The 7,501-nt window shown below is 61.4% G+C and carries 6 protein-coding genes and 1 riboswitch; of the genes, 5 read left to right on the plus strand and 1 reads right to left on the minus strand.

Annotated elements, in window-relative coordinates:
• The 3 genes from ftsA to lpxC all read left to right on the plus strand — a co-directional run.
• Positions 1-610: cell division protein FtsA (gene ftsA, locus JNL55_RS34355; RefSeq protein ID WP_293865517.1), on the plus strand; the 610-nt coding region annotated here is incomplete at its 5' end.
• Between the two features lie 138 nt (positions 611-748).
• Entirely contained in the window at positions 749-1,930 is a 1,182-nt protein-coding gene (gene ftsZ, locus JNL55_RS34360; protein WP_293865520.1) for a cell division protein FtsZ, read from the plus strand.
• A 272-nt stretch (positions 1,931-2,202) separates the two neighbouring features.
• Positions 2,203-3,120 carry a UDP-3-O-acyl-N-acetylglucosamine deacetylase gene (lpxC, locus tag JNL55_RS34365; protein WP_293865522.1) on the plus strand — a complete coding sequence of 306 codons (918 nt, stop codon included), beginning with the start codon at positions 2,203-2,205 and terminating at the stop codon, positions 3,118-3,120.
• A gap of 8 nt (positions 3,121-3,128) precedes the next feature.
• Here lpxC and JNL55_RS34370 read toward each other — a convergent pair whose 3' ends face one another.
• Positions 3,129-3,464 (minus strand): DUF721 domain-containing protein, encoded by a 336-nt coding sequence (locus JNL55_RS34370; protein WP_293865525.1) that lies wholly within the window; start codon positions 3,462-3,464, stop codon positions 3,129-3,131.
• A 67-nt stretch (positions 3,465-3,531) separates the two neighbouring features.
• A riboswitch (cyclic di-GMP riboswitch) is annotated at positions 3,532-3,634 on the plus strand.
• 182 nt (positions 3,635-3,816) lie between these two features.
• Here JNL55_RS34370 and JNL55_RS34375 point away from each other — a divergent pair.
• Positions 3,817-4,737 (plus strand): M23 family metallopeptidase, encoded by a 921-nt coding sequence (locus tag JNL55_RS34375; RefSeq protein WP_293865528.1) that lies wholly within the window; start codon positions 3,817-3,819, stop codon positions 4,735-4,737.
• 185 nt (positions 4,738-4,922) lie between these two features.
• Positions 4,923-7,501, plus strand: a 2,579-nt coding sequence (gene secA, locus JNL55_RS34380) for a preprotein translocase subunit SecA (protein ID WP_293865531.1), incomplete at its 3' end; no start/stop codon positions are given.

A 7,501-nucleotide genomic window follows, 5' to 3' on the forward strand; every position in this document is an offset into this window, starting at 1 on the left:
GGACATCGGCGGCGGCACGACCGATCTCGCGGTGTTCTCGGGCGGCGCGATTCGACACACCGCGGTGATTCCGATTGCCGGCGATCAGGTGACCAACGACATCGCGGTGAGCCTGCGCACGCCGACCCATCACGCCGAAGAGATCAAGATGAAGTTTGCCTGCGCGTTGTCGCAGCTGGCGAACTCGGACGAGACCATCGAAGTGCCGAGCGTGGGCGATCGTCCGCCGCGCCGGTTGGCGAGACAGACGCTCGCCGAAGTGGTCGAGCCGCGTTACGAAGAATTGTTTGCTCTGGTGCGCGAAGAGTTGCGGCGTTCCGGCTTCGAAGAAGTCATCGCTGCCGGCGTGGTGCTGACCGGCGGCAGCGCCAAGATGGAAGGCGCGGTGGAGCTGGCTGAAGAAGTGTTTCACATGCCGGTGCGCCTGGGCGTGCCGCAACACATCACCGGCTTGGTGGATGTGGTGAGCAATCCGATTCATTCGACCGGCGTCGGCTTGTTGCTGTACGGCCGGGAGAATTATCTGCGCGGACGCCGCGACATGCCGTTGAGCGGCAACGTGCGCGGGACGTTCGATCGCATGAAGGCTTGGTTTCAGGGAAATTTTTGACGACCGAGACGAGACGCCATGGATACGGCTCAAAGATAAGGATGACTGGGGAAAAGGTGGGACTTGCGGCGGGCCTCTGAACCGGCCGTGGGTCGAGTTGAAATTTGATTTGTCTCGCTGACATTGAGGGGACTAACGATGTTTGTACTTGCTGATACAGAAAACCAAGGCGCGGTCATTAAGGTGATTGGCGTCGGCGGCGGCGGCGGAAACGCGGTCGCTCACATGATCCAGGCCGGTATCGAAGGCGTGGATTTCATTTGCATCAACACCGACGCGCAGGCGTTGAAACATTCCAAGGTGAAAGTCGGTCTGCAGATCGGCTGCAACATCACCAAGGGCTTGGGCGCGGGCGCCGATCCGGAAGTGGGCCGTCAGGCCGCCATGGAAGATCGTGACCGCATCATCGAAATGATCGAAGGCTCGGACATGCTGTTCATCACCGCCGGCATGGGCGGTGGCACCGGCACGGGCGCGGCTCCGGTCGTGGCGCAGGTCGCCAAAGAACTCGGCATCCTGACGGTTGCCGTGGTCACGCGTCCGTTCGAAATGGAAGGCATGAAGCGCTCCGGCTCCGCCGAGCGTGGCATTGCCGAGTTGAGCAAGCATGTGGACTCGCTCATCACCATTCCGAACCAGAAGCTGCTGACCGTGTTGGGCGGCGACGTGACTTTGCTGGACGCGTTCAAGTCGGCCAACCAGGTGCTGCAGGGCGCAGTGCAGGGCATTGCCGAACTGATCACCCGTCCCGGCATGATCAACGTCGACTTTGCCGACGTGCGTACCGTGATGGCCGAGACCGGCATGGCGATGATGGGCACCGGCGTGGCTCGCGGTGAAAATCGTGCGCGCGAAGCTGCTGAAGCTGCTGTGTCCAGCCCGTTGCTGGAAGACGTGAACCTGCAGGGCGCACATGGCCTGCTGATCAACGTCACTGCCGGCATGGACTTGCGCACCAGCGAGTTCAGCGTCGTCGGCGACACCGTGAAGCAGTACGCGTCCGAAGACGCCAACGTGGTGGTGGGCTGCGTGATCGATCCGGAAATGCGCGAAGAAATCCGCGTGACCGTGGTCGCCACCGGCATCGGCCGTCCGGGGACTCAGGTTCAGGCACCGCCGCAGGATTCGCGTCGCATGACCGCGATTCCGGGTGGTCGTGGCCGAGTGCCGACGTTGGACGACCTGCACGTGCCGACCTACATCCGTAACCAGCGCGATCCGCAGGCGGGCCAGGCACGCCGCGCGGTGGGCGATGGATTGACGGCTGAAGACACGTCTATGCTGGATATTCCGGCGTTTTTGCGTCGGCAGGCGGATTGAGGAAGAGCCGAAGCGGCCGGCGAGCGGCGGATCCAGGCGGTGATCTCTATGGACTACATAGGGAACATGCATAGTGCGCCTGGAACTTCGTTGCGCGCTGGCTAGTCGGATTCTGATGGACAGGATGTCCGAATGCCGGGGGCGCATGGATGCGCAGGACCGGCACAGAAAGCGGGTTGGTCCCTTTTCAATGTAAGCAAAAGTAACGGCAAGTCAGAGGCTTGCCGTTCACTTGCCGGCAGTGTTAGGGTCTGCGCCGCCTGGAAAACCTCATGTTGCGACAACGTACCCTCAAGAACACCATCCGCGCGACCGGCGTCGGCCTTCACTCCGGTAAAAAAGTGCTGATGGTGCTGCGACCGGCGCCAATAGATACGGGCGTCGTGTTCCGTCGCACCGACTTGAACGAGCCGGTGGATGTGCGCGCGTACGCCGAATGTGTCGGCGACACGATGCTGGGTACGTCCCTGTTCAACGGCGATGTCCGGGTGTCCACGGTCGAGCATCTGCTGTCAGCGTTTGCCGGGCTTGGGCTCGACAATGCGTATGTGGATTTGTCGGCCGAGGAAGTGCCCATCATGGACGGCAGTGCCGGGCCGTTCGTGTTCCTGCTGCAATCCGCCGGTATCGAAGAACAGCCCGCGCCGAAACGTTTCGTGCGCGTGCTGCAGAGCCTGGAAGTACGCGATGGCGACAAGTGGGCGCGCTTCGCCCCGTACAACGGCTTCAAAGTGAACATGGAAATCGAGTTCAACCACCCGATTTTCAAAAAGCGTGCGCAGACCGCGTCGATGGATTTTTCCACCACGTCGTATCTGAAAGAGATCAGCCGCGCGCGCACCTTCGGTTTCATGCGCGATCTGGAATACATGCGCTCCAAGAATCTGGCGCTCGGCGGCACCATGGACAACGCCATCGTGCTGGATGAGTACCGAGTGCTGAACGAAGACGGCCTGCGCTACGAGGACGAGTTCGTGAAGCACAAGATCCTCGACGCCATCGGCGATCTGTACCTGCTGGGCAAGAGCCTGATCGGCGAATTCAGCGGCCACAAATCCGGCCATGCGCTCAACAATCAGCTGGTGCGCAAGTTGATCGCCACGCCCAACGCGTGGGAGCCGGTGACCTTCGACGACATCAAAGACTCGCCGATCTCGTACATCCCCGCGGCCGCAATGGTTAGCGCGTAATTGTGCCGTTAGCGCCCAGTTGACGGGTTTGCCTCGCTCGGCTTCCTGCCGACCCGAACTTTTACTTTCGTGACTGGCTTCTCACCCGGGCTAGGGGCGGAACTATTTAACAGTTCCAGCAACTGCACCTGGGCATAACGAATCTGCGGGCACCAGGCCGCCGAATCCGCCAGCACTACCAGCGTGTCCCCGCGGCAACTCGCTGACACCACATGATCTTTTTCCGGTCCGGTGAGCGCGGCGCGGACCCGATCGGTGAGTTCGGCGTGGGCCGCCACGCGCTGTTCGAGTTGCGCGAATAACGGGCCAACGGTTTCGCCCAGCGGCTTGAAACGATCAGTCATAAGCTGAAAGCGAGAAGTTGGGCTCCAGACGCTTGATCTTTGGACGCTACGTTATGCATATTCCGGTCACTGTTAAGGGCAAACCCGTCGAAAGGCGGGGACGCAAAGCCACCGGTCTACGGTTCGAGACTCGCGTTAGCGAGGCCGACCACGATAGCGGGGTTGCCAGGATGTACAACTCGAACATTCGGTTCTACGTCCACCGCAGTTCTGCTCGAGCCATAGACCATGGCCCGGTCGTCGCGCATCTCATTGCTGGAAGCAGCGAGTGCCTGGCGGGTGTGAACGTTTTGTCGTGCCGCCAGTGGAAGCTGGCCGATTTACGGCGCGAAAGTGAGAAGGTAGTGATCAAATGAACGTCATCGTGTTCTCCAAGCGTTTCGGCAAGGCTCGGCAATTCGAGCTCGGCCGTCCGTTGGCGATGGCGGTGACGATTGCGACCGTGGTGACTGTGTTGGCCGGTGTCCTGTTCGCGGGCGTGCAGCTCGGCCGCGGCGGCCTGGTGTTCAACCCGGCGGGCCAGGTCACGGAGTGGGGCGCGAAACTTGAGCAGCAGCGTGTCGAAGTCGCCAATGCCCGCCGCGATTTACAGGAACGGCTCGATGCGCTGACCAGCCGCGTCGGCCAGATGAATGCCCATGTGATCCGCCTCGATGCGCTGGGTCGCCGGCTCACCGAGATGGCCAACCTGGACAAGGGCGAGTTCAATTTCGATAGCGAGCCGGCCGTCGGCGGTCCCGAAGGCTTGATGGAAAGCGCCACCGTTGCCGCTCCCGAGCTGACCGCGATGCTCGACGACCTGGCCAACCAGATCCGTGACCGCGAGCGTCAGCTCAGCGTGCTGGAAAGCATGATGTCCACCCGTAACTTGAGCCGCCAGGTGGTGCCGGACGGCCGCCCGGTGCTGCAGGGCTGGATTTCCTCCCACTTCGGTTATCGCGCCGATCCGTTCACCGGTCGTAACGCCTATCACCAGGGTGTCGACTTTGCCGGCCCGGCCGGCTCGCAGGTGGTCGCGGTCGCCTCCGGCGTGGTGACCTATTCCAAGGATCGGTTCGGCTACGGCCGTACCGTCGAGATCAATCATGGCAACGGCTACGTGACCCGCTACGGCCACAACCAGAAAGCGCTGGTTCAGGTCGGGGACACTGTGCAAAAAGGCCAGCCCATCGCACTGATCGGCTCGACCGGCCGTTCCACCGGCCCGCACCTGCATTTCGAAGTGCTGAAGCAGGGCCGCGCGGTCGACCCGATGACCTTCGTCCGTCGCTGAACGGACGCCGCTAAAAAACACCTACCCGAGCTTGTTTTCGGCACGGCTGCCCCCAGCCTGCCACCGCCCCGGCTATTAAAAGCTGGCGAGACCTTAATTAGAGTCGCCGGGCGCACGTGTACAATAACGGGCTTTTCCCAACAGGCTTTGTGGGCCCCTGACGGCCCCTTCCCCGGAGTTTCAGCGTGGCGAATTGGCTGACCCAGTTGTTCGGCAGTCGCAATCAGCGACTTTTGAACAGCTATTCCCGGATCGTCGAGAAGACCAATGCTCTGGAAGACTCCTTCCGGGCATTGTCCGACGAGCAGTTGCAGGCCAAGACGGCGGAGTTCCGCCAGCAGCTGGATCAGGGCACTACTCTCGATGACCTCGCGCCCCAGGCGTTCGCGGCCACCCGCGAAGCGGCCCGTCGCGTGCTGGGCATGCGGCACTTCGATGTGCAGCTCATCGGTGGCTCGGCTCTGCATCAGGGCAAGATTTCCGAAATGCGTACCGGCGAAGGTAAGACGCTGGTCGCTACCCTGGCTGCGTACCTGAATGCGCTGCCCGGCAAGGGCGTGCACGTGGTGACGGTCAACGAATACCTGGCCTCGCGCGACGCCGACTGGATGGGCCGGATCTATCGCTTCCTCGGCCTCACGGTCGGCGTGATCAAGAGCGGCCAGAGCTCGGAAGAGAAGCGCGCTGCCTATGCATGCGACATCACTTACGGCACCAACAACGAGTTCGGCTTCGACTACCTGCGTGACAACCTGGCGTTCCGCTTGGAAGACCGCGTGCAGCGCACGTTGGTGTACGCCATCGTCGACGAAGTGGACTCCATCCTGATCGACGAAGCGCGCACGCCGCTGATCATTTCCGGCCCGGCCGAAGAGAGCACCGAGCTCTACTTGAAGATCAACGAGCTGGCGCCGCGCTTGAAGCGCCAGGACAACGAAGAAGGCGAAGGCGATTACTGGGCGGATGAGAAATCGCGACAGGTGCATCTGTCCGATGCCGGTCACGAGCATGCCGAGCAGTTGATCGCTGAAGCGGGTTTGTTACAGCCCGGCGAGAGCCTGTACGACGCGGCCAACATCCGCATCATGCATCACTTGAACGCGGCGCTGCGCGCGCATGCGTTGTATCACCGCGATGTCGAATACATCGTTCGTAACGGCGAAGTGGTGATCGTCGATGAATTCACCGGCCGCACCATGCCGGGCCGTCGCTGGTCGGATGGTTTGCATCAGGCCATCGAGGCGAAGGAGCGCGTGCGGGTTCGCGAAGAGAACCAGACGGTCGCGTCCATCACCTTCCAGAACTACTTCCGTATGTACACCAAGCTGGCCGGCATGACCGGTACGGCTGATACCGAAGCGTTCGAGTTCCAGTCCATCTACGGCCTGGAAGTGGTGGTGATTCCCACCAACCGGCCGATGGTCCGCAAAGATCATCCGGACTTCGTCTATCTCACTCAGAAGGACAAGTTCGAAGCCATCATCGAAGACATTCGCGATTGCGTGGCGCGCGGCCAGCCGGCGCTGGTGGGCACTACATCCATCGAAACTTCCGAGTTGTTGTCGCAGCTGCTCGAGAAGGAAAAGATTCCGCACGAGGTGCTGAATGCCAAGCAGCACGAACGCGAAGCCTTGATCGTCGCGCAAGCGGGCCGACCCGGCAGCGTGACCATCGCCACCAACATGGCCGGCCGCGGTACCGACATCGTGCTCGGCGGCAATCTGGAAGTTGAATTGCAGGGCTTGGGCGAGATCGACGACGCGACCAAAGCTCGCGTGCGCGAAGAGTGGAAGGTTCGTCACGAAGCGGTGCTGACCGCCGGCGGCTTGCACATCGTCGGCACCGAGCGGCACGAGTCTCGCCGTATCGACAATCAGCTGCGCGGCCGTTCGGGCCGTCAGGGCGATGCTGGTTCGAGCCGCTTCTATCTGTCGCTCGAAGACAATTTGATGCGCATCTTCGGTGACCCGGAGCGCGTCAAACGCTGGCTGCAAACCGCCGGCATGAAGGAAGGCGAAGTGATCGAGAGCCGCATGCTCTCCAAACAAATCGAGCGCGCTCAGCGCAAGGTCGAAGCACACAACTTCGATGCTCGTAAGAACCTGCTCGAATACGATGACGTTGCCAACGATCAGCGCAAAGTCATCTACGCCCAGCGCTCCGATCTGATGGCCGCTGAAGATGTGGGCGATGCCATCGCCGGCATTCGTCACGAAGTGGTCAACGCGTTGATCGATCGTTTCGTGCCCCAGCACAGCCTGGAAGAGATGTGGGATCTCAACGGCCTGAAACAGTCCGTGGATAAAGACTTCGGTGTCGAAGTCGATCCCAAGGCCTGGCTGGAAGAAGACAAGAACATGGTCGACGACGGGCTGCGCAAGCGCGTGCTCGAAGCCATCGACAAGGCCTACGAGGCCAAGGTCGATTTGTATGGCGCGCCGGTGGTTCGTCACATCGAAAAGGCCATCATGCTGCAGCAGTTGGACTCGCACTGGCGCGAGCATCTCGCTGCGATGGACTACCTGCGTCAAGGCATTCATCTGCGCAGCTACGCGCAGAAGAACCCGAAGCAGGAATACAAGCGCGAAGCGTTCGAACTGTTCACCGCCATGCTCGACCGCATCAAGCACGACACCGTGTCGCTGCTGTCTCGCATGCAGCTGCGCACTCAAGCGGACATCGATCGCGAAGAGGAAGAGCGCCAGGCCCGTCTCGCCAGCGCCATGCAGTTCCAGCATGCCGCGCCCGAGCAGATCACCGCTCC

The sequence above is a fragment of the Steroidobacter sp. genome, from assembly GCF_016790065.1.
GTDB lineage: Bacteria > Pseudomonadota > Gammaproteobacteria > Steroidobacterales > Steroidobacteraceae > Steroidobacter.